Raw genomic sequence first — 20277 nt, forward strand, 5'->3', positions numbered from 1 at the left:
CCCCATGACTCATCGTATTGTCATCGTTGGCGGCGGCGCCGGCGGTCTGGAGTTGGCTACCCGTCTGGGTAAGACTCTGGGCAAGCGCGGTACGGCCAGCATCATGCTGGTCGACGCGAACCTGACCCACATCTGGAAACCGTTGCTGCATGAAGTGGCGGCCGGGTCGCTGAACTCTTCCGAAGACGAACTCAACTATGTGGCCCAGGCCAAATGGAACCACTTCGAGTTCCAGCTGGGGCGCATGAGCGGGCTCGATCGGGCGCAGAAGAAAATCCAGCTGGCCGCCACCTACGACGAAGCCGGCGTGGAATTGGTGCCGGCCCGTGAAGTGGCGTACGACTCGCTGGTGATCTCCGTCGGCAGCACCACCAACGATTTCGGCACCCAGGGCGCGGCGCAGCATTGCCTGTTCCTCGACACCCGCAAACAGGCCGAACGCTTTCACCAGCAATTGCTCAACCACTACTTGCGCGCCCACGCCGGGCAAACCGACAAGGTCGAGCAAATCAGCGTGGCCATCGTCGGCGCTGGTGCCACCGGGGTCGAACTGGCCGCCGAACTGCACAACGCCGCCCATGAACTGGCGGCCTACGGCCTGGACCGGATCAAACCGGAAAACATGCACATCACCCTGATCGAAGCCGGGCCACGGGTGTTGCCAGCGCTGCCAGAACGGATTGGCGGGCCTGTGCATAAAACCCTGGAGAAACTCGGGGTCAACGTCATGACCAACGCCGCCGTTAGTGAAGTGACCGCCGACAGCTTGATCACCGCCGATGGCAAAGTGATCAACGCCAGCCTGAAAGTCTGGGCTGCCGGGATTCGCGCGCCGGGTTTCCTCAAGGACATCGATGGCCTGGAAACCAACCGCATCAATCAGCTGCAAGTGCTGCCGACCCTGCAAACCACCCGCGACGAAAACATCTTCGCCTTCGGTGACTGCGCCGCCTGCCCGCAACCGGGCACCGATCGCAACGTACCGCCGCGTGCCCAGGCGGCCCATCAACAGGCTTCGCTGCTGGCCAAATCGCTGAAACTGCGGATCGAAGGCAAGGCGTTACCGGAGTACAAGTACACCGACTATGGATCTCTGATTTCGCTGTCGCGTTTTTCGGCTGTGGGTAACTTGATGGGCAACCTCACCGGCAGCGTAATGCTTGAGGGTTGGCTGGCGCGGATGTTTTACGTGTCGCTGTACCGGATGCACCAGATGGCGCTGTATGGCGCGTTTCGCACGGCGATGCTGATGCTCGGCAGCAAGATCGGACGCGGGACTGAGCCGCGGCTCAAGCTGCATTAAGATCTTCGTCGTCAGTCAGGGCCTCTTCGCGGGCAAGCCCGCTCCCACAGGATATGTGTCGACCTTTGTATCTGGGTCAGACACCTGACCTGTGGGAGCGTGGCTTGCCCGCGATACAGGCGACTCGGTCTAACCCGCGAACACTTCTGTGTCTCACTGTATCTATCCCCGCAATTACGCCCTTTGCTTACAAACTCCCCCGTGCGCGACACAGTAGCGATACACCACTCCCGCTAAATGGCCACACCCGAGCCAGGTACCGCCTGCTTCGGTGATCGCCGCGCCTGCGTGGCGCCCTTTATCGAACGGTTGTGTCGTGCAACCCTGGAGTATTGAAATGTCCCGTACCACCAAAAACACTATCGGTCTGCTCGGCGCTGTTTTGGCCGGTGGCATGATGTTGTCCGGCGCTGTTTTCGCCTCGCAACCTTTGACTCAGGGTTATCTGCTGGCCTCCGCCGAACAGGTCGTGAAGACCCCTGAAGGCAAATGTGGCGAAGGTAAGTGTGGCGATGCCTCGATGGCAAAAACCGACACGGATGGCGACGGCAAGGTCTCCCGTGCCGAATTCCTGAAAGTCGCGCCGAAGTCCAACTTCGACAAGATCGACACCAACCATGACGGCTTCATCGATGAGCAAGAGGCTTACAACAACGTAAAAGCCAACTTCGAAGCCAACGGCAAGAAAATGCCAAAAGGCTTGTTCGAGCACCTGAAAGACCAAGACGGCGCCTAAGCGTCAGAGAGCCAGGCCGCTCTTTTCCATCGAGAAGCGCGGCTTTTTTACGTATGGGGTTTTTACCCCTGAAAGCGCCGGGCCATTGTCCGCAGACAAAAAAAAAATCCCCGTATCTTTCGATACGAGGATTTTTAATATGGTCGGGGTAAGGGGATTCGAACTCCTGACATCCTGCTCCCAAAGCAGGCGCGCTACCGGACTGCGCTATACCCCGGTAAAAAAAAGGCACCTTTGAAAGGCGCCTTCTGCGAACAGAGCTTTTGGCGTCTGATCTTAAGATCTGATCCCAGCGTTAACTGGTTTCAAAAATGGTGGGTCGTGTGGGATTCGAACCTACGACCAATTGGTTAAAAGCCAACTGCTCTACCAACTGAGCTAACGACCCAAAAATGGTCGGGGTAAGGGGATTCGAACTCCTGACATCCTGCTCCCAAAGCAGGCGCGCTACCGGACTGCGCTATACCCCGGTTTGAAATTGGCTCCGTGACCAGGACTCGAACCTGGGACCCAATGATTAACAGTCATTTGCTCTACCGACTGAGCTATCACGGAACTACACATTTCAATTTACAACTTTGAAGCTTTACTGCGTTCTCTTCGACCCGTTCGCATCGCTGCGTTCGTGTGTCTGAGGCGCGCTATTCTACAATCTTCAGCACCTCTGTCAACCCCCTAAATTGCTTTCAAGTTAATGATTTGCAACTTATTTTGGATTCCTGCTTGGGGAGCGGAAACCCTCGCGGGTGACTGACTGCGGGGCGCACTTTACAAGCCTTTTCCTTAGAGTTCAACAGCCTGGCGAAAAAAAGGCCTCGCAATGCGAGGCCTCCGTTATTGCGCCGCCACTTTGGGTCAGGCGAAAACGATTTCGTCGTTTTCTACGGTACCCACCGCGGTGTCGCCCGGCATGAAGCGGCCCGACAGGATCAACTGCGCCAGCGGGTTTTCGATCCAGCGCTGGATCGCTCGTTTGAGCGGTCGTGCGCCGTACACCGGGTCGTAACCGACCGCAATCAGCTTGTCCATGGCTTCCGGGCTGAGTTCCAGCTTCAGCTCGCGCTCGGTCAGGCGACTGCGCAGGCGACCCAACTGGATCTCGGTAATGCCCGCGATCTGATCCCGAGCCAATGGCTCGAAGATCACCACTTCATCCACCCGGTTGATGAACTCCGGCCGGAAGTGCGTGGAAATCGCATCCATCACCGCCGCGCGCTGAGCCTCACGATCACCGACCAGTTCCTGGATCTGCACCGAGCCCAGGTTGGAGGTCATGACGATCACGGTATTCTTGAAATCCACCGTGCGGCCATGGCTGTCAGTCAAGCGACCATCTTCCAGCACTTGCAGCAAGATGTTGAACACGTCCGGGTGGGCCTTCTCGACCTCGTCCAGGAGGATCACCGAATAAGGCTTGCGACGCACCGCCTCGGTCAGGTAACCACCCTCTTCGTAGCCTACGTAGCCTGGTGGCGCACCGATCAGTCGGGCCACGGAATGTTTCTCCATGAACTCGGACATATCGATCCGCACCATTGCCTCTTCAGTATCAAAGAGGAATTCGGCCAGTGCCTTGCACAATTCGGTTTTACCGACACCGGTCGGGCCGAGGAACATGAACGAACCGCTCGGACGATTCGGGTCGGACAACCCGGCCCGCGAACGTCGTACCGCGTTGGAAACGGCAATCACCGCTTCGTCCTGGCCGATCACGCGTTGGTGCAACAGGCTTTCCATCTTCATCAGCTTGTCGCGCTCGCCTTCGAGCATTTTCGACACCGGAATGCCGGTCCACTTCGAGACGACTTCGGCGATCTCTTCTTCAGTCACCTTGCTGCGCAGCAACTGGTTTTCGCTTTTGCCGTGCTGGTCGACCATTTGCAGGCTGCGCTCCAGGTCCGGGATCACCCCGTATTGCAACTCGGCCATGCGGTTAAGGTCGCCTTTGCGGCGGGCGGTTTCCAGCTCCTGACGGGACTGTTCGATTTTCTGCTGGATCTGCGCAGAGCCCTGGACTTCGGCTTTTTCCGCGTTCCAGATTTCTTCGAGGTCTGAGTACTCACGCTCGTGACGACCGATTTCTTCCTGGAGTTTTTCCAGACGTTTTTTCGCCGCGTCGTCGCTTTCTTTCTTCAGCGCCTGGGATTCCACCTTCAGCTGAATCAGGCGACGCTCCAGACGGTCCAGCACTTCCGGCTTGGAGTCGATCTCCATGCGGATGCGGCTGGCGGCCTCATCGATCAGGTCGATGGCCTTGTCCGGCAACTGACGATCGGTAATGTAGCGATGGCTGAGCTTGGCCGCGGCGATGATCGCGCCGTCGGTAATCGCTACCTTGTGGTGAACCTCGTAACGCTCTTTCAGGCCACGCAGGATGGCGATGGTGTCTTCTTCGCTCGGCTCGTCCACCAGGACTTTCTGGAAGCGTCGCTCAAGCGCGGCGTCCTTCTCTATATATTGGCGGTACTCGTTGAGCGTGGTCGCACCGACGCAATGCAACTCGCCGCGAGCCAGTGCCGGCTTGAGCATGTTGCCAGCGTCCATCGAGCCTTCGCCCTTGCCGGCGCCGACCATGGTGTGCAGTTCGTCGATGAACAGGATGATTTGCCCTTCCTGCTTCGACAGTTCGTTGAGCAGGGATTTCAGGCGCTCTTCGAACTCGCCGCGGTACTTGGCACCGGCAATCAGCGAGCCCATGTCGAGGGACAACAGGCGCTTGCCCTTGAGGCCATCCGGCACTTCGCCGTTGATGATGCGCTGGGCCAGGCCTTCGGCGATGGCGGTTTTACCGACGCCAGGTTCACCGATCAGCACCGGGTTGTTCTTGGTGCGGCGTTGCAGCACCTGAATGGTCCGGCGAATTTCGTCGTCGCGGCCGATCACCGGGTCGAGCTTGCCTTCTTCTGCGCGCTTGGTCAGGTCGACGGTGTATTTATCCAGCGCCTGGCGCGACTCTTCGTGGTTGGCGTCATTGACGGCTTCACCACCGCGCAGGTTGTTGATCGCGTTTTCCAGGGCTTTTTTGCTGACGCCCTGGCCGAGCAACAATTTGCCAAGCTTGCTGTTCTCGTCCATGGCGGCAAGCAACACCAGCTCACTGGAGATGAACTGGTCGCCCTTCTGCTGGGCCAGACGGTCGGCCTGGTTGAGCAGGCGCGCCAGATCCTGCGACATGTTGACGTCGCCGGTCGGGTTCTGGATTTTGGGTAGCTGGTCGAGCTCTTTAGTCAGCTCTTTACGCAGGCTGTTCACGTCAAAACCCACCTGCATCAACAGGGGTTTGATCGAACCACCCTGCTGTTCAAGCATGGCTTGCATCAAATGCGCCGGCTCAATGCCCGGATGATCGAGGCCGACGGCCAGGGATTGGGCGTCGGACAAGGCTAACTGCAACTTGCTGGTTAAACGGTCTATACGCATGGGTCACCTTCCTTTTGAGCAGGCCGGACCTATAAACATCCTGAATGAAGAAACCTGCCAGATACCTGACTAGATGTGGTCGATTCTGGGAGTTTCAAGCGTCGTACAATTGATGTAGATCAGAGAAGTCTAGCGTTCGAGCCAGATAAGGGAGGCAAATCGGCCCGTTTGGGGGCTACGCCGGTAAGAAAAGAAGCGCGGATCGGTGACGGTGCAGAAACCGCCGCCATAGACGGCCGTTACACCGCGAGCAGCCAGAGTCAAACGGGCCAGCTCATAGATGTCAGCCATGAATTTGCCAGCATTGGCGCCGGGCACAAAGGCGTTAGCCGCTTCAGGCAGTTGCCGGACAAAGGTTTCGCGCACTTCCGGGCCGACTTCAAAGGCTTGCGGGCCAATGGCCGGGCCGAGCCAGACCAGCACCTCGGACGGTGCCACGGCCAGGCTGTCGAGGGTAGCTTCCAGCACACCCGCCGCCAACCCGCGCCAGCCGGCATGGGCCGCCGCAACGCGAGTGCCGGCGCGGTCACAAAACAGTGCCGGCAGGCAGTCGGCGGTCATCGCCGCGCAGGCGATGCCGGGCGTTGCCGTCCAGCTGGCATCGGCAGTGGCCACCCGGTCTGGGTCAGCATGAGCCACGGCGATGCCGTGAACCTGCTGCAACCAGGCCGGTTGAATAGCGAAATGATCGGTCAGGCGACGGCGGTTTTCGGCGACGGCTTCAGGGCTGTCGCCGACGTGATCGCCGAGGTTGAGGCTGTCGAACGGCGCCAGACTGACGCCGCCCGCACGGGTGGTGACGCAGGCTTTCACCCCGGCAGGCGCAGGCCAGTCGGGAATCAGCCAGTCACTCATCCGATGAACGCCTCACGGTCTTGCTTGAGCAGGGTCAGCAACCAGACGAAATCGTCCGGCAGCGGCGATTCCCAGCTCATGCGTTTACCGGTGGTCGGATGATCCAGCTCCAGGAACCGCGCATGCAGCGCCTGACGCGGGAAAGCCTTCAACGATTCGACCATGGTCACACTGGCTGCCGGCGGAATGCGGAAACGACCGCCATAGGCAGGATCTCCGACCAACGGGTAGTTGATGTGAGCCATGTGCACACGAATCTGGTGCGTACGACCGGTTTCCAGCTTCACCCGCACGTGCGTGTGGGAGCGGAAACGCTCGAGCACGCGGTAATGGCTGACGGCTTGCTTGCCCCCTTCCATCACGGCCATGCGCTGGCGTTGCTGGCCGTGACGACCGATCGGCGCGTTGATCTTGCCACCGGCCGTCACCACGCCGATCACGATGCACTCGTAGATCCGGCTGACGCTGCGGCTCTGCAACTGAGTGACCAGTTGCGTCTGCGCTTGAATGGTCTTGGCCACCACCATCAGACCGGTGGTGTCCTTGTCCAGACGATGCACGATACCGGCGCGGGGCACATTGATGATGTCCGGCACGTGGTGCAGCAAAGCGTTGAGCAAGGTGCCATCGGCATGACCGGCAGCCGGGTGCACCACCAGGCCCGCAGGCTTGTTGATCACCAGGATGTCGTCGTCTTCATAGACGATGTCCAGTTCGATGTCTTGAGCGATCCATTCGCCCTGAGCTTCCTGCTCGGCAGTCAGTTCAAGAATGGCGCCACCGTGAACGATGTCTCGCGGGCGGATAACCGCCCCATCCACAGTCAGGCGGCCGTCTTTGATCCAGGCGGAAAGGCGCGAGCGCGAGTGCTCAGCGAATAATTGTGCGGCGACTTGATCGAGGCGTTGGCCGCCCAATTCGGACGGCACCTCTGCGCGAAGTTCAATTTTATCGGACATGCTCAGACTAGGCGTCGGCACAGCCTTTGGTTTCGGCTGCGCGCTTGTGGTTAAATACGGCGTCTTTTGCCCCGAGGCTATTCAACGGGGCGCTCATCATAACAGGACGGCCCCGCCCAAGACAGCGGCCGTCATAGGGACGCAAGCCGCCATGCAAGTGAAACACCTGCTGCTGATCGCCATCCTCGCATTGACCGCTGCTTGCTCATCGAAGGAAGTCGTAGACGAAAACCTTAGCGAAGTCGAGCTGTACCAGCAGGCTCAGCAAGATCTCGACAATAATAGCTACACTGCCGCCACAGCCAAGCTGAAGGCGCTGGAGTCGCGTTATCCGTTCGGTCGCTACGCTGATCAGGCTCAACTCGAGCTCATCTACGCCAACTACAAGAACACCGAGCCAGAGGCTGCGAAGTCGGCAGCCGAGCGTTTCATTCGTTTGCACCCACAGCATCCGAACGTCGATTACGCCTACTACCTCAAGGGCCTGACCTCTTTCGATCAGGACGTTGGTCTGTTGGCGCGCTTCCTGCCGCTGGACATGACCAAGCGTGACCCGGGTGCCGCTCGCGACTCCTACAACGAGTTCGCCCAGCTGACCAGCCGCTTCCCGAACAGCCGTTACGCGCCAGACGCCAAGCAGCGCATGATTTACTTGCGCAACCTGCTGGCCGCCTACGAAATTCACGTTGCCGACTACTACCTGACTCGTCAGGCCTATGTCGCTGCCGCGAACCGTGGTCGTTATGTGGTGGAAAACTTCCAGGAAACCCCTTCGGTCGGTGACGGCCTGGCGGTGATGACCGAGGCTTACCAGCGTCTGCACCTCGACGATCTGGCGGCTACCAGCCTGGAAACCCTGAAGCTCAACTACCCGAACCACCCAAGCCTGGTGGACGGTCAGTTCGTGCCATCGGTTGCCGAAGCCGACAACCGTTCGTGGTTGAGCAAGGCGACCCTGGGCCTGATCGAATCCCGTCCGCCGCTGCCGCCGGGCGAAACCCGCGCCAACCAGGACGTGCAGAAGCAATTCCAGGACGCCAAGGACGCGATTCCGAGCGATCTCAAGCCTAAAGATGAAAATGGCGACGTGATCGAAGAAGAAAACCACGAAGCGGAAGGCAACAACAGCGACCGTTCGTGGTTCAGCTACATGACCTTCGGCGTGTTCGACTGACACCTCGGGTTGTGCAAAAAGGGAGACTATTGAGTCTCCCTTTTTTATCGCGGCGATTTATTACGCTGTGCGCTGGTCATGTCCCCGGCTAAACTGGCTAATCACTAGTCAAAAAGCAGCTCATCATGCTTCGTTTATTGTTCTGGATCGCCCTGATTGCCGCTGCGGTATGGTTCTGGCGCAAGTTCAAGGGCCAGGCGTCCGCGCCAAGGTCCTCTGCCGAACTGGAAGCCGCACCGATGGTTCGCTGCGCTCATTGCGGCGTCCACCTGCCCCGCGACCGCGCACTGAACCTTCAACAACAGTGGTATTGCAGCCAAGCTCATCTTGAGCAAGGCCCGGGCACCAGTGATCGCTGAGACGTCCCGTCCCGGCAGCACACGGGCGCAGCGCCTGCTGCGCCTTTATCATCTTTACCGATTAAGCATCGGCATCACCCTGGTGCTGCTGATCGCTAGCAACATGGACAACCAGTTGCTGACGTCCGCCAATGACACCTTGCTGCGCAATGGCAGCTGGCTGTACCTGGTGCTGAATATCCTGCTGGTGGTCTTCCTCGAGGACACCCGACGCCCTACGCAACTGTTTACCCTGGCGCTGATCGACGTCCTGCTCCTGTGCGGGCTGTTCTACGCCGCCGGCGGTGTGGCCAGCGCCATCGGCAACCTGCTGATCGTTTCGGTGGCCATCGGCAACACCTTGTTGCGACGCTCCATTGGCCTGCTGATTGCCGCCGTCGGTGCGATCGGCATCGTCGGCTCGAGCTTCTTCCTGAGCTTCAGCCATCCCGCCAGCCCCAACGACTACCTGCAGGCCGGCACGCTCGGCGCTCTGTGTTTCGCCGCGGCGTTATTGGTGCAAGGCCTGATGCGACGCCTGCAAGTCAGCGAAACCCTGGCCGAACAGCGGGCCAGCGAAGTCGTCGGCCTCGAAGCCCTCAACGCACTGATCCTGCAACGGATGCGCACCGGCATTCTGGTACTCGACAACCAGCGCCGGGTTCAATTGGCCAATCACAGCGCCTTGACCCTGCTGGGCCGCGAAAGCCTCGAAGGCCAACGGATCGACGAGCACTCGCCACCCCTGGTCGAACGCCTGGAATTGTGGCTCAACAATCCGACGTTGCGCCCCCAGAGCCTGAAAGTCGCCCACAACGGCCTGGAGCTGCAGCCGAGTTTCATTACGCTGGACCAAAGCCCGCACCACCAGACCCTGGTGTTCCTCGAAGACCTCGCCCAAATCGCTCAACACGCCCAACAGATGAAACTCGCCGCCCTCGGGCGCCTGACTGCCGGAATCTCGCATGAAATCCGCAATCCACTGGGTGCCATTAGTCATGCCGCGCAGCTATTACAGGAATCAGAGGAACTGAACGGCGCGGATCGACGTCTGACACAGATTATTCAAGACCACTCTCAGCGAATGAATCGGGTAATCGAAAACGTCCTGCAACTGTCCCGCCGCCAGCAAACCGTGCCGCAACGGCTCGATCTGAAGCCGTGGCTGGAGCAGTTCGTGGCCGAAACCCGCGAGCGGGCGAGCGAGGGTCAGCAGATTCACCTGCGCATAGCCTCGGGAGACTTCAAAACGTTGATGGATCCGAACCAGCTGTCGCAGATTCTCGACAATCTGTTACGCAACGCCTGGCGCCATAGCGCCCTGAGCCACGACCCGGCGCAGGTCTGGCTCGAGTTGTTTGTCGATGCCGACAGCCAGCTGCCAATCCTCGAGATCCTCGACAATGGCCCCGGCGTGGCACCGGACCATCAGGCGCATCTGTTCGAACCCTTCTTCACCACCAGCACCCAAGGCACTGGCCTGGGGCTGTATCTGTCCCGTGAGCTGTGCGAAAGCAACCAAGCCCGCCTAGACTTCAAACCACGCCAAGGCGGCGGCTGCTTTCGTATCACCTTTGCTCACGGACGGAAACAAAGTTGAACACTAGCCCACGGCAAAAAGTCCTGATCGTCGACGACGAACCGGATATCCGCGAACTCCTGGAAATCACCCTGGGTCGGATGAAAATCGACACCTTCAGTGCCCGCAATCTTGGCGAAGCCCAAGCGCTGCTGGCGCGAGAGACGCTTGATCTGTGCCTGACCGACATGCGCCTGCCGGATGGCACCGGCCTTGAACTGGTGCAATACATCCAGCAACGCCACCCTAACGTGCCGGTGGCAATGATCACCGCTTACGGCAGCCTGGAAATAGCGATCAACGCCCTTAAAGCGGGTGCCTTCGACTTCCTGACCAAACCGGTCGACCTCACCCGCCTGCGGGAACTGGTCAGCAGCGCCCTGCTCCTGCCCGCACCGGGCATCACCATTGATCGCCGTCTGCTGGGCGATTCATTGCCCATGCGCAACCTGCGCAAGCACATCGATAAACTGGCCCGCAGCCAGGCGCCGGTCTACATCAGCGGCGAATCCGGCAGCGGCAAGGAGTTGGTTGCCCGGCTGATCCATGAGCAAGGGCCGCGCGCCAAGCAACCGTTTATCCCGGTCAACTGCGGGGCGATTCCGTCAGAGCTGATGGAAAGCGAGTTTTTCGGGCACCGCAAAGGCAGCTTCAGCGGCGCCTTTGAAGATAAACCGGGGCTGTTCCAGGCAGCCAACGGCGGCACCCTGTTCCTCGACGAAGTGGCTGATTTACCTCTGGCGATGCAGGTCAAACTGCTCCGGGCGATCCAGGAGAAAGCCGTGCGCAGTGTCGGCGGCCAGCAGGAAATCGTGGTCGATGTGCGCATCCTCTGCGCTACGCACAAAGACCTCGACGCCGAAGTGGCGGCCGAACGCTTCCGCCAGGATTTGTACTACCGGTTGAATGTGATCGAGTTACGGGTGCCGCCCTTGCGCGAACGCCGGGACGACATCGAGACCTTGGCCAATCATGTGCTCAAACGCTTGGCCGCCGGCACGGGGCAACCTGCCGCAAAACTCCACCCACATGCGCTGGAGGCGCTGAAAAGCTATCGTTTTCCGGGCAACGTGCGGGAACTGGAAAACATGCTCGAACGCGCTCATACGTTATGCGAGAACAAACAGATCGAAGCCAGCGACCTGCGACTGGCCGAGGGTAACTGCAACCCGGAAGGAGGCGTGCCGGACCTGACGCAGATCGACAACCTGGAAGATTATCTGGAAAACGTCGAACGCAAACTCATCCTCCAGGCGTTGGAGGAAACCCGTTGGAACCGCACGGCGGCGGCTCAGCGGTTGAATTTGTCGTTTCGGTCGATGCGCTACAGGTTGAAGAAATTGGGTCTGGATTGAGGGCCCCTTCGCGGGCGAGCCCGCTCCCACATTCGATTGCGTTCTTTCTGGTAGAACTCGGTTAAATGTGGGAGCGGGCTTGCCCGCGAAGGCGATCTCACCGACGCCAAACATCCCGCGGCTAAATCCGCCCAACCGGCGCATACGGCGCAGGATCAATAATCGGTGCCCGCCCCAGCATCACATCCGCAAACAACTGACACGACGCTGGTGCCAATACCAACCCGTTACGGTAATGCCCGCAATTGAGCCACAACCCTTCGAACCCGGGCACCCGGCCAATATACGGAATCCCCTCCGGCGAACCCGGCCGCAACCCGGCCCAATGCCCTACCACGTCGGCATCCGCCAGCGCAGGGATCAACTCGACCGCCGACGCTTTCAAACTCTCCAGGGCAGATTCCGTCGGTGTCTTGTCGAAACCTTCATGCTCTAAAGTACTGCCAATCAGAATGTGCCCGTCGCGCCGGGGAATCGCATAACGCCCCTTGGCCAGCACCATGCTCGGCAGGAAATCCGCCGCGCACTTGTAGAGAATCATCTGCCCTTTCACCGGTTCGACTGGCAGGTCCAGCCCCAGTGTTTTGAGCAAATCACCGCTCCAGGCACCCGCAGTCAGCACCACCTGGTCGCCATGAATGGCACCCGCCGAGGTCTGCACCCCGACCACCGCTGCGCCCTCGCGGATAAACCCGCTGACTTCGCACTGTTCATGGATCGTTACGTTCGGCAGCGCCAGCAAGGCAGCCTTGAGCGACTTCACCAGCCGCGGATTGCGCACGTTGGCGACATCGGCCATGTAGATCGCCCGGGAAAAACCGCCACCCAGCACGGGGACAGCGTCGTGCGCCGCCGAGATATCCACAGCCCGCAACGGCCGGTTTTCCCGCTCGGCCCAGGCCAGCGCCTCGACCTCATCATCCAGATCCAGCCAATACAGGCCGGTGGTGTGCACTTCAGGATCGACACCGGTTGCAGCAAACAGTCGCTCGCCCAGCTGTGGATAAAAATCCTGTGACCAATGCGCCAGCGCGGTGACCGCCGGGCTGTAGCGCCACGGATACAGCGGGGAGACGATGCCGCCGCCGGCCCAGGACGATTCCTGACCGACGTTCGAACGATCCAGCAGCACCACGTTCTGCACTTCGGACGCGAGATTAAACGCCGTCAGCAACCCAATCACGCCGCCGCCAACGATCACCACTTGCTGTAGCCTGGTCATGTTCTGATCCAACCGTTAAAGAGACAGAGGCGCAAAAGGCGCCTGAAAAAGGAACTCAGCGACCCCAGCAACCCTTGCTCGTCAGACCGGACGCCGCATTGGCCATGCTTCTGACGCCCGTGTTGGTGATGGTGAAATCGCCACACTTGTCAGTCGCCATGGCGGTGCCTGTCTTGCGCACGGCCGTCAGCAGGAAGGTCTGGTCGGTCAGGGTCGGGGTAATGGTGTAGAAGTCATTGCCTGCACTCAGCCCGGTGGCGTTGGTGTAGACGTTGTTCTTCGAATAGAAACGCTCGAGGAGCTGCGCTTGTTCGGAGAGCAGGCCGGCGACTTCGGTGCGACGGCCCTTCTTCAGGTACTCGGTGAAACTCGGGGCGGCAATGGTCATGACAATCCCGATGATCGCAATCACGATCATGATTTCGATCAGGGTAAAACCTCGGTTGGTTCTGCGCATGCCTCAACTCTCACTGACTGTTTACTGTATTTGTCGCCACATGATGCGACGGCTGCCGCCACCGCCCTTTTCAACCAGCCTGACCACCGCGCCACTGGTATCGCCGACGATCTTGCCGGTGCCGCCGTCGACGATGGCGTTCACGATCGGAATCCCCCCCGTGAAAACCACCCCGCTGGAAATCGTGTCGGTGCTGTCGATCAAACCATCGCCAGTGGTATCGAGCACCGCGTAGTTGAGCATCTTACCGCTGAACGCATCCAGTTCGACCAGTTTGCCGGTGCCAAAGCTCGCGCACGGATCGGTAGTGTCGACGATCGCCGTGGTGAAAACGATCCGACCCAGCACCAGTGAGGCCTGATTGATCACCCGCTCACCCGTCAATACGCTGTTGTAGACCAGTGGCAGGTACCAGCCCTTCTCCGCCGGATAGGTCACGTCGTTCTGGCTGGTGGTAATGATTTGCCCCGAGCCAGTCGACAGCACACCCGTCACTGCCTGGGCCTGCAAACTGGAGGTGGTGATCTGCCCGGAGCCGCCGTTCGCGTCCCACACCGCATAGAATGCCTGCAAATCCTTGCTGGTCTTGTCGGCCGTTTCGTTGAACTTGCCGGTGCCGAAAAACACCACCTTGCCGCCCAGTGGATTGTCCGCCAGCACCGGCTGCACAGTGATCGGCTGTGTCGCGCCGCCTGCCGTGGTAAACAACGGTTTGCCGGAAAACGCCACACCCCAGGTGTCCGTGGTGATACCGCTTAAATCAAATTTCCAGAGCCGCCCTTTCAAGTCGCCACCATAGGCGGCCTGCACCACATTCTGCGAGTTGACCTTGAGTTTTACCGAGGACAAACCGTTGGTGGTTTCGGTGCTGTCGACCACGATTTTCTTGATCAGCGAACCGTCACGAACATCCACGACATACAACGCCGCCACCCCGGAATGACTGCCGTAGCCGTTGGAGATGAACGCCGCCCATCGACCGTCAGCCAAGCGTGCCACTTCCGGGCGGGCGTAGGCATAACCCAGATCATTGAAAACGTTTGCCGTATTGGCCGTGGTCGGCGCTGTGATTTCCCACAGCGCCTTGGTCACGTTTCCGGCCGAGGCGTCGAACAACTGCAGCGCGTAAAACGTCTTGCCGCCCGCGCCTGTCCCGCCCAGCGCCAGGGTTTTCCAGGCACTGTTGAGCTGCGCATCGAACACCCCGACCTGACCGTCGACCAGAAACTTGTGGCTGACGCCGTTGCTGTAAGCGGTATCGGCGATATAGCGCAGCGATGGCAGCACACTGGACGGCATGTAGGCATAACGCCTGGCACCGTTGGCGGCGTTGATGACGCTGACAAAGCCATCGTTGGCGTTAACCACCAGACTGGCACTCATATTGGTGGCTTTGGTGGCCAGGTAAGTGCTGTAGCTGGTGTCACCGATCAGGTCGGAGGCGGTTTTTTCCGCCGGAGTTGCAAGCACCAGGGGCGAATTGATGATGTCGCCCAGCAACACGCTGCGCACTTTCAATCCGGTTTTGTTGGTGCCCTTGCTCCATTCCACCAGATCAATGCCGGTAATGCCGGTGGGCAGGCTCTGACTCAACGTCGTCTGCTGCGCCGGGGCGAAATTGCCGTAGGCCAGGGTGACAGGAGCGTTCGTCAGGGTGTTCCAGGATTGGTAGGTCGGTGCCGTGGCGGCGGGCACGATGGCCGTGTCGGTGGTCCAGAGCACCGAGGCAGTATTCACCGCGCCATTGGCGGTAAAACCATAGGATTTGATGGTGCCGCGCCAGTCCTTTGGGTCATAGCTGGTCTGGTAATAGGCGGAACCGGCTCCGATGATCGAGCTGCTGGTGGTGCCGCTGCCCCCAGAACCGGCCTTGGACGTGATGTCGCTCAGGGCGGAGGACAACGCAGTGTTGAGGCCGATGCTGTCGGTGGCCTGGTAGTACTTGCCCTGCCCGTAATTGGCGGCGTCCGACAACATCTGATTCGCGGCGGTGAAACCCACGGTATAGGTGTTCATGTTTTGCTTGGGAAAATCCGCAGCATTCCAGCTCTTGCCGGCCAGATCGGTGCCTGTGGAGCGCATGTCGATGTCGAAGGCAAACTTGGCGATGTCGTCCAGATACAGCGTGTCACCTTCCCCGTCACCGTTCAGGTTGTCGCCATCGTTGCTCACGCCATCCCAGTTGGGCAGGCGAGTGCCACCCAATGGATCGGTCGTCGGAAACGTCCGGTCGAAGGTCGGTAAGCCATCGGTGATCACCACGCCGTAGTTTTTCTGGCAGCGGTACTGAATCGGGCTGGTGTACGTCGTCGGTGTCGAGTTGTAGAACGGCGTCAGCCCCCGGAAATAGCGGTTTATTTCGTAGTAGGTTTCCGCCAGCGGCGTGTTGGCGATGGCGCTCAAGGCGTTGATGGAGGCGAGCAGATTGTTGTAATTGCTGTCAGCCTGGGCCTGAGTCACGCTGCCGCTGACTGGAGACAGGTCGCTGATCGATCGGGCGATGAAGCCGCCACCGCCGGAGTTGCTGCTCGTCGGTGGATTGAACGTCGCCAGGCCAATGCGCAACGCGCGATTGCTGGAGACCAGGCTGGTGGACACATCCTGTGCCACGCTGATCCGGTATTCGTTGGGAATCGCGTTGGCCCCGGTGGTGAAATCCCGGTTCGAACCGTTGGCCAGACCCACCAGGTAAGACAGGTAGTCAGCCGTGTAACGTGTGTTTTCATTGCCCACCGGGTCGGGCAGCTTCAGGCAGATCGATGACAGGCCCAAAAAACCACGATAAAAACCGTACCAGTTGCCATTGGTCGAGCAACCGCCACGATTGAGGCTCGATAACAAAATATTGGTATCACTCATGTCCAGGTTCTGGCCGCCCTGGCAGGAAAAGTTCGAATTGCAAATCGCTATCTGTGGCCGGTTGGCCGCTGGGTTGAAACCCGGCGCCCAAATAATGTTGTTCATACTCCCCGAGTCATCGATCAACAACATGACGTTCGGCGCAACCGCCGCGGCGCTCAACAGCGGAGAATCCGACGGTGTGAAGGCATAAGCCGGAGCCGACAGGTACAACCCCACAAGCGCACCACACAGCAGCGGCCACCACCCGGCGCGCCTCTCAGTATTTCGCATAAATACTCTCCACCACACTGCGTGAATTGCGCGAGGTGCCCGGAAAACCCACAGCGGTCACTCGGTACAGCGTTGCCGAGGTGTTGCTCGGTACGTTCACGGCGGTCAGGGTGGTGCCGATATTCTGCACGCCGTAGAAACCGTTGCCGGCGGCGATCCAGGTCACCCCCGAAGTGGAATTGAACCCGGCGGCGGTGATTGAAGAGGACTCTGCCGGTGGCAAGCATTGGCTGGTGCCGCTGCAGACCGGCAATGTGTAGGTGTCCACTTGCACCGCACTTTCGCCGATGCGCAATGCCGCTTCGGCGCTCTGGAAAGCCTGATTGCGCAAGGTCACGCTGCCCGCCATTTTTTCCTGCAGGGTGGCGTTCTGCATGGACGAAATGCCAATCAGCGTCAGTAACAACAGAAACACCAGGCTGACCAGCAGCGCCATGCCGCGCTGGCGGTGAGAGGACATGGTAGAAAAGCTCATCGTCCCTCCCCTCATGGCAAGCGGTTGCGCAACGCGGCAACCACATTGAAGGTTTGATTGCGCACCCGGTTGTTCGGGTCCGTGAGGGTCAACGTCAGGCGCACGCTGCGAATACGTGCCGGATCGGCAGGATTGGCGCTGTAACTGGAGGCGGCCGTATCGGTGGCCGAACTGGCGAGGCCGAAGCTCACATTGAAGGCACTGACGTTGTCCACCAGCACGAATTGGCTTGGCGTACCGCTACCGGCACCCATTGTCAGCTGTCCGTTTTTCAAGCTGTAGATCAGTCGCCGGATGGGAAACGCCTGCTGCCCTGACGCCGGCGTCCGCACGCCGGTATAGGCCGTCGCCGTGTTTCGGCAATCGGAAACCACGGTCCAGGTCGGCGCGCCGCCACTGCCACCGACATCGGCGCTCACCAGCGTGAGCTTGAGATTGGCGTTATCCCAGTTTATCGGCGTTATCTGGTTGGCATTGAAATCCCCCGTCGCACTGGCGTCGGTGATCATCCCCAGGCAGCCGAACATGCCCACCATGCGGATTTCCTGAATCATCTTGCTCAGCACAAAACGCGCATCTTCCTGCATGCTGGCGGCCGTGTTCTGGCTGACGTAAGTGTTCTTCGCCGCGATAAAAACCTGCGCCACGCCCAGCACCACGATCAGGCTCAACGCCAGGGCGATCAATAATTCGATCAGGCCGAAACCACTATTGAGCCGCTTCATGGTGTCGACACCGGGTCGACAGTCGCGCGGCTGGCCAATACAAAACTGCGACGGGAATTGGCGGTATTGGCCGCCCGCGAGTCATCCCAGGTGATGGTGATGGTGTACACCCGCTGATTGAGGGCGACGCTACCTGTCGCGGTCGCGCCGAGGGAATTGACGATGTTGGCGGTGAAGTCGTAGAGGTCCTGATCCCGGGCGACGCTCAGGTTGCCCGAGGTGGGAGGCGTGACGGTGTAGTCGGCGCCGGAGTTGGCGCGAATGCGGTCCATCATGTCGTAGGCAATAAAACTCGCCTGGCTGGTCATCCGCGAGCTGTCAGTGTACTTCAGCGCATTCAGCTGAAGCGCTGCCGCCCCCAGCAGCCCAACGCTAAGAATCACTAACGCCACCAAGACTTCGATCAGCGTCATGCCGTCCTGTGCACGCCTGCTCCATCCCCTCATCCGCAACTTCCACCCAATAGCACTCGTCCGTTCAAACACACATTCAGCGTCCTGCTTTGCGCCCCCAATACATAGCTGATCACCACCGCCGTGGACGGTGTCGACAAGCCCCCCAGATTATTGAAATCGATGGCGGTCACTCCTGAGGTTAGCGTCAGAGTCGCCCCGCTGCTCATCGCCGGAACAACCCGCAATACATTCGCCGGATTGCCAGTACCGTCATACACCGTCAATTCCCCGGTCCAGACGCTGCCGCCCGCGGTTGGACGGATCCGGGTGGTGACGCCTCGGTCGATCGCTTCCAGGCGGGCGAAATTCAGACCTCGCTGCAGATCACTGATCTCGGTATCGGCCTTGGTGCTTTGCACCGACCGGGTAAACGCCGGGACAGCCAGGGTGATCAGGATCAGAAACACCGCGAGCGCGACCAGCAACTCGATCAACGTGAAACCTTTTGTACGATGTTCCATCGGTGCCCTCCGTTGCCGTCGGCTATACCTGCTTCTACACGCTAGAGCATTCGACCGGCAGATGTCCGGTTGTTTTGCCATAACTCGCGCACGGATCGCGCGGGCCACTGCATTCCAGGGAAGGAGATGTCATGCATCAGCAAGGTTTCAGCGTGATCGAACTGCTCATGGGACTGACAATTGCCGGGATTGTTCTGCTACTGGTCGGTCCGGCGTTTGCAACACTCACGGAATCGAACCATCGCGAAGAAGCAGCGGCATCGCTTGTCAGTGGGATGCGCAGCGCCAGGAGCGAAGCGATCGCGCGCAACCAGACCGTGGTCATTCACGGGATAAACGACGACTGGGGCCAGGGCTGGCGAATTATTCTGGATGTTAACGGCAAAGGACACGAGGACAGCGACAATCCGCTGCTGATCGAACGTCGGAGCGAGACGCGGGTGCCGATTTTCGGCAATAGCTACGTCAGGACTGCCGTACGATTCAACCATCTCGGTGAACCCCTGCACGGTGGCTTTCAATCGGGGACATTGCACATCTGCGCAGCCCACGAAGCGGTGAGTCAGCTCCAGGTGGTGCTGGCCTCAAGCGGTCGCGTCAGCCTGCGCAGCAAAAAGGCTGCGCAGGCGCTATGCGAAGGAGGAGAAAGCTCAGAGCAGCGAGCGGACCCGTAACTCTTTAGGCATGGAGAAGGTGATGTTCTCCTCGCGACCGGCCAGTTCATCGGCACCGGTAGCACCCCACACCTGCAACTGCTGGATTACACCACGCACCAGGACTTCCGGAGCGGAAGCACCCGCGGTGATGCCAATGCGCTCGACACCATCGAACCAGCTCTTTTGCAGGTCTTCGGCACCGTCGATCAGGTAGGCCGGGGTGGCCATGCGCTCGGCGAGTTCACGCAGGCGATTGGAGTTGGAGCTGTTCGGGCTGCCGACCACCAACACCACGTCGCATTCATCGGCCAATTGCTTGACCGCGTCCTGACGGTTTTGCGTGGCGTAGCAGATGTCGTCCTTGCGTGGCCCACCGATGGCCGGGAAACGCGTACGCAGGGCGTCGATAACGCGACTGGTGTCGTCCATGGACAACGTGGTCTGGGTCACGAACGCCAGCTTATCCGGGTTATGCACCTGCAGCGCGGCGACGTCTTTCTCGTCTTCGACCAGATAGATCGCGCCACCATTGCTGCCATCGTACTGGCCCATGGTGCCTTCGACTTCCGGGTGACCGGCGTGGCCGATGAGGATGCATTCACGGCCATCGCGGCTGTAACGCGCGACTTCGATGTGCACCTTGGTCACCAGCGGGCACGTCGCGTCGAACACTTTCAGGCCACGGCCGGCAGCTTCGGTACGTACGGCCTGGGAAACACCGTGGGCACTGAAGATCACGATGACGTCGTCTGGCACCTGATCCAGTTCCTCGACGAAGATCGCCCCGCGAGCGCGCAGGTCTTCGACGACGAATTTGTTGTGGACCACTTCGTGGCGCACGTAGATCGGCGGCCCGAAGACTTCCAGGGCGCGGTTGACGATTTCGATCGCCCGGTCCACGCCGGCGCAGAAGCCACGGGGGTTGGCGAGTTTGATTTGCATGCTGTGCCTCGTGTCTTGCGCGCAAGAAATAGT

General features: G+C 59.7%; 18 protein-coding genes and 4 tRNA genes. 7 read left to right on the top strand and 15 right to left on the bottom strand.

The window, feature by feature from the left end; all coding sequences use genetic code 11:
• Window positions 1-4 precede the first annotated feature (4 nt).
• Complete coding sequence (locus ACA057_RS26915; protein ID WP_059401985.1) at window positions 5-1303, top strand: NAD(P)/FAD-dependent oxidoreductase; 1299 nt, start codon at window positions 5-7, stop codon at window positions 1301-1303.
• A 337-nt stretch (window positions 1304-1640) separates the two neighbouring features.
• The gene (locus tag ACA057_RS26920) at window positions 1641-2039 is read left to right on the top strand and encodes an HvfA family oxazolone/thioamide-modified RiPP metallophore (RefSeq protein ID WP_497343735.1); all 399 of its coding nucleotides are present in this window, start codon (window positions 1641-1643) and stop codon (window positions 2037-2039) included.
• 140 nt (window positions 2040-2179) lie between these two features.
• Here the strand turns inward: ACA057_RS26920 and ACA057_RS26925 are convergent.
• The 7 genes from ACA057_RS26925 to rluD form a co-directional block, all read right to left on the bottom strand.
• Window positions 2180-2256: transfer RNA gene (locus ACA057_RS26925), tRNA-Pro, on the bottom strand.
• Between the two features lie 95 nt (window positions 2257-2351).
• Window positions 2352-2427: transfer RNA gene (locus tag ACA057_RS26930), tRNA-Lys, on the bottom strand.
• 5 nt (window positions 2428-2432) lie between these two features.
• Window positions 2433-2509 (bottom strand) — tRNA-Pro (locus ACA057_RS26935).
• 9 nt (window positions 2510-2518) lie between these two features.
• A tRNA-Asn gene (locus ACA057_RS26940) sits at window positions 2519-2594 on the bottom strand.
• Between the two features lie 300 nt (window positions 2595-2894).
• Window positions 2895-5459: an ATP-dependent chaperone ClpB gene (gene clpB, locus ACA057_RS26945; protein ID WP_497343737.1), complete on the bottom strand. Its 2565-nt coding sequence runs from the start codon at window positions 5457-5459 to the stop codon at window positions 2895-2897.
• Between the two features lie 129 nt (window positions 5460-5588).
• Entirely contained in the window at window positions 5589-6314 is a 726-nt protein-coding gene (gene pgeF, locus ACA057_RS26950; RefSeq protein WP_497343739.1) for a peptidoglycan editing factor PgeF, read from the bottom strand.
• Window positions 6311-7273 carry a 23S rRNA pseudouridine(1911/1915/1917) synthase RluD gene (rluD, locus tag ACA057_RS26955; protein ID WP_007942311.1) on the bottom strand — a complete coding sequence of 321 codons (963 nt, stop codon included), beginning with the start codon at window positions 7271-7273 and terminating at the stop codon, window positions 6311-6313. Before rluD ends, pgeF begins: the two co-directional genes overlap by 4 nt.
• 151 nt (window positions 7274-7424) lie before the next feature.
• Here rluD and ACA057_RS26960 point away from each other — a divergent pair, with 151 nt between their 5' ends.
• The 4 genes from ACA057_RS26960 to ACA057_RS26975 all read left to right on the top strand — a co-directional run bounded on the left by ACA057_RS26960 (window position 7425) and on the right by ACA057_RS26975 (window position 11719).
• Window positions 7425-8447 carry an outer membrane protein assembly factor BamD gene (locus ACA057_RS26960; RefSeq protein ID WP_401361883.1) on the top strand — a complete coding sequence of 341 codons (1023 nt, stop codon included), beginning with the start codon at window positions 7425-7427 and terminating at the stop codon, window positions 8445-8447.
• A 125-nt stretch (window positions 8448-8572) separates the two neighbouring features.
• Window positions 8573-8806 carry a PP0621 family protein gene (locus tag ACA057_RS26965; RefSeq protein ID WP_497343741.1) on the top strand — a complete coding sequence of 78 codons (234 nt, stop codon included), beginning with the start codon at window positions 8573-8575 and terminating at the stop codon, window positions 8804-8806.
• Complete coding sequence (locus tag ACA057_RS26970; protein ID WP_497343743.1) at window positions 8796-10385, top strand: sensor histidine kinase; 1590 nt, start codon at window positions 8796-8798, stop codon at window positions 10383-10385. The genes ACA057_RS26965 and ACA057_RS26970 overlap by 11 nt, the downstream gene beginning before the upstream one ends.
• Window positions 10382-11719, top strand: coding sequence for a sigma-54-dependent transcriptional regulator (locus ACA057_RS26975; RefSeq protein ID WP_497343745.1), 1338 nt, complete (start codon window positions 10382-10384; stop codon window positions 11717-11719). The genes ACA057_RS26970 and ACA057_RS26975 overlap by 4 nt, the downstream gene beginning before the upstream one ends.
• Window positions 11720-11840: 121 nt before the next feature.
• Here ACA057_RS26975 and thiO read toward each other — a convergent pair whose 3' ends face one another.
• From thiO to ACA057_RS27010, 7 genes are read right to left on the bottom strand one after another with little or no spacing between them, the layout of a single operon-like run.
• Window positions 11841-12941 carry a glycine oxidase ThiO gene (gene thiO, locus ACA057_RS26980; protein ID WP_497343747.1) on the bottom strand — a complete coding sequence of 367 codons (1101 nt, stop codon included), beginning with the start codon at window positions 12939-12941 and terminating at the stop codon, window positions 11841-11843.
• A gap of 55 nt (window positions 12942-12996) precedes the next feature.
• Complete coding sequence (locus tag ACA057_RS26985) at window positions 12997-13398, bottom strand: type IV pilin protein (RefSeq protein ID WP_497343749.1); 402 nt, start codon at window positions 13396-13398, stop codon at window positions 12997-12999.
• Between the two features lie 21 nt (window positions 13399-13419).
• Entirely contained in the window at window positions 13420-16530 is a 3111-nt protein-coding gene (locus ACA057_RS26990; protein WP_497343751.1) for a pilus assembly protein, read from the bottom strand.
• Window positions 16517-17005 carry a pilus assembly PilX family protein gene (locus tag ACA057_RS26995; protein ID WP_497343753.1) on the bottom strand — a complete coding sequence of 163 codons (489 nt, stop codon included), beginning with the start codon at window positions 17003-17005 and terminating at the stop codon, window positions 16517-16519. Before ACA057_RS26995 ends, ACA057_RS26990 begins: the two co-directional genes overlap by 14 nt.
• Window positions 17006-17016: 11 nt before the next feature.
• Entirely contained in the window at window positions 17017-17730 is a 714-nt protein-coding gene (locus ACA057_RS27000) for a PilW family protein (protein ID WP_497343755.1), read from the bottom strand.
• Window positions 17727-18176: a type IV pilus modification protein PilV gene (pilV, locus tag ACA057_RS27005; protein ID WP_497343757.1), complete on the bottom strand. Its 450-nt coding sequence runs from the start codon at window positions 18174-18176 to the stop codon at window positions 17727-17729. Before pilV ends, ACA057_RS27000 begins: the two co-directional genes overlap by 4 nt.
• Window positions 18173-18646, bottom strand: coding sequence for a GspH/FimT family pseudopilin (locus tag ACA057_RS27010; RefSeq protein ID WP_497343759.1), 474 nt, complete (start codon window positions 18644-18646; stop codon window positions 18173-18175). Before ACA057_RS27010 ends, pilV begins: the two co-directional genes overlap by 4 nt.
• Window positions 18647-18777: 131 nt before the next feature.
• Here ACA057_RS27010 and ACA057_RS27015 point away from each other — a divergent pair, with 131 nt between their 5' ends.
• A complete protein-coding gene (locus tag ACA057_RS27015) occupies window positions 18778-19320 on the top strand; it encodes a GspH/FimT family pseudopilin (protein WP_497343761.1) in 543 nt (180 codons plus the stop codon).
• Here ACA057_RS27015 and ispH read toward each other — a convergent pair.
• Window positions 19297-20244: a 4-hydroxy-3-methylbut-2-enyl diphosphate reductase gene (ispH, locus tag ACA057_RS27020; protein WP_497343763.1), complete on the bottom strand. Its 948-nt coding sequence runs from the start codon at window positions 20242-20244 to the stop codon at window positions 19297-19299. The genes ACA057_RS27015 and ispH overlap by 24 nt on opposite strands.
• Window positions 20245-20277: the final 33 nt, after the last annotated feature.

The organism is Pseudomonas sp. LBUM1661 (assembly GCF_059695925.1).

What these genes read in the sequence shown, in the direction of transcription:
- ACA057_RS26915 (WP_059401985.1), top strand. Translation starts at nt 5, where the DNA reads ATGACTCATCGTATTGTCATCGTTGGCGGCGGCGCCGGCGGTCTGGAG.
- ACA057_RS26920 (WP_497343735.1), top strand. Translation starts at nt 1,641, where the DNA reads ATGTCCCGTACCACCAAAAACACTATCGGTCTGCTCGGCGCTGTTTTG.
- clpB (WP_497343737.1), bottom strand. Translation starts at nt 5,459, where the DNA reads ATGCGTATAGACCGTTTAACCAGCAAGTTGCAGTTAGCCTTGTCCGAC.
- pgeF (WP_497343739.1), bottom strand. Translation starts at nt 6,314, where the DNA reads ATGAGTGACTGGCTGATTCCCGACTGGCCTGCGCCTGCCGGGGTGAAA.
- rluD (WP_007942311.1), bottom strand. Translation starts at nt 7,273, where the DNA reads ATGTCCGATAAAATTGAACTTCGCGCAGAGGTGCCGTCCGAATTGGGC.
- ACA057_RS26960 (WP_401361883.1), top strand. Translation starts at nt 7,425, where the DNA reads ATGCAAGTGAAACACCTGCTGCTGATCGCCATCCTCGCATTGACCGCT.
- ACA057_RS26965 (WP_497343741.1), top strand. Translation starts at nt 8,573, where the DNA reads ATGCTTCGTTTATTGTTCTGGATCGCCCTGATTGCCGCTGCGGTATGG.
- thiO (WP_497343747.1), bottom strand. Translation starts at nt 12,941, where the DNA reads ATGACCAGGCTACAGCAAGTGGTGATCGTTGGCGGCGGCGTGATTGGG.
- ACA057_RS26985 (WP_497343749.1), bottom strand. Translation starts at nt 13,398, where the DNA reads ATGCGCAGAACCAACCGAGGTTTTACCCTGATCGAAATCATGATCGTG.
- ACA057_RS26990 (WP_497343751.1), bottom strand. Translation starts at nt 16,530, where the DNA reads ATGCGAAATACTGAGAGGCGCGCCGGGTGGTGGCCGCTGCTGTGTGGT.
- ACA057_RS26995 (WP_497343753.1), bottom strand. Translation starts at nt 17,005, where the DNA reads ATGAGCTTTTCTACCATGTCCTCTCACCGCCAGCGCGGCATGGCGCTG.
- ACA057_RS27000 (WP_497343755.1), bottom strand. Translation starts at nt 17,730, where the DNA reads ATGAAGCGGCTCAATAGTGGTTTCGGCCTGATCGAATTATTGATCGCC.
- pilV (WP_497343757.1), bottom strand. Translation starts at nt 18,176, where the DNA reads ATGAGGGGATGGAGCAGGCGTGCACAGGACGGCATGACGCTGATCGAA.
- ACA057_RS27010 (WP_497343759.1), bottom strand. Translation starts at nt 18,646, where the DNA reads ATGGAACATCGTACAAAAGGTTTCACGTTGATCGAGTTGCTGGTCGCG.
- ACA057_RS27015 (WP_497343761.1), top strand. Translation starts at nt 18,778, where the DNA reads ATGCATCAGCAAGGTTTCAGCGTGATCGAACTGCTCATGGGACTGACA.
- ispH (WP_497343763.1), bottom strand. Translation starts at nt 20,244, where the DNA reads ATGCAAATCAAACTCGCCAACCCCCGTGGCTTCTGCGCCGGCGTGGAC.